This is a genomic window from Bartonella sp. AD328YNZD (assembly GCF_042196425.1).
Genome location: NZ_JBHIQG010000691.1, coordinates 1 through 779 on the forward strand (window position 1 = coordinate 1; position 779 = coordinate 779).

Consider the following 779-nt stretch of genomic DNA (forward strand, 5'->3'; position numbering starts at 1 on the left):
AATCAAGCGAGGAGACAGATGAGAAAGATCTTTATTATAACAGGAATGATTATAGCTTTTGGATTGCCAAATTTAGCTCTAGCATTCCAATGGGGGCATTATCCAAATCCAAATGCATTAAACAAGAATTCTCCATCTCCTCCATCAAAAGAATATTTGGAGCTTATTGAATTATTAAAAAAACAAATTGATTTAACAGGAAGAGAAATTTTATTCGCAGAAGGCATTCATAAAGCTCTAACAAAGGATAAAATCAACGATCATAGAAAAGTGGATTATACCAGTTTTTTTCTCAAAAATCCAGAATCGATCTACGATGAAAATGAACGTTCAAATGAGCTATATAAACAGATTTTAGAAAATGAAGAAAGGATTTTTGGAAGTCCTAATCGGATGGGTCCAGCTCTTTTTGCACGTTTACAACATATGTCAGCCCTAGATAAAGCTGTAACTTTGCAAACTTTTCAAGCAGTAGAAAATCGTTCTCGCTATATCATAGCCCTGTTAAATGCATTGGATAAAACAGATAATGTAAAAGAGATCTTGGATGTTCAAACAATTGTGGAGGGCACATTAACTATGATTAAAAATGAATCTATAAAGCTGCAAATGGTTGCACATTTACGTGACGCTGAGCGCGTGCTTACTAAAATGTATAGACGCAAAATTGATATGAAAATTTTTAACAGTACTAATAAGGATATGCCTCGCATACGGTTTTACCAAAATTCTTTATAACATTTGTTTTCTCTATTTTATGAAAATAATCCTATTGTACA

General features: G+C 32.6%; 1 protein-coding gene. It reads left to right on the plus strand.

Going from position 1 to position 779, the window contains the following annotated elements; genetic code table 11:
- Positions 1-45 precede the first annotated feature (45 nt).
- A complete protein-coding gene (locus ACFIO3_RS14495; protein WP_375608918.1) occupies positions 46-738 on the plus strand; it encodes a type IV secretion system protein in 693 nt (230 codons plus the stop codon).
- Positions 739-779: the final 41 nt, after the last annotated feature.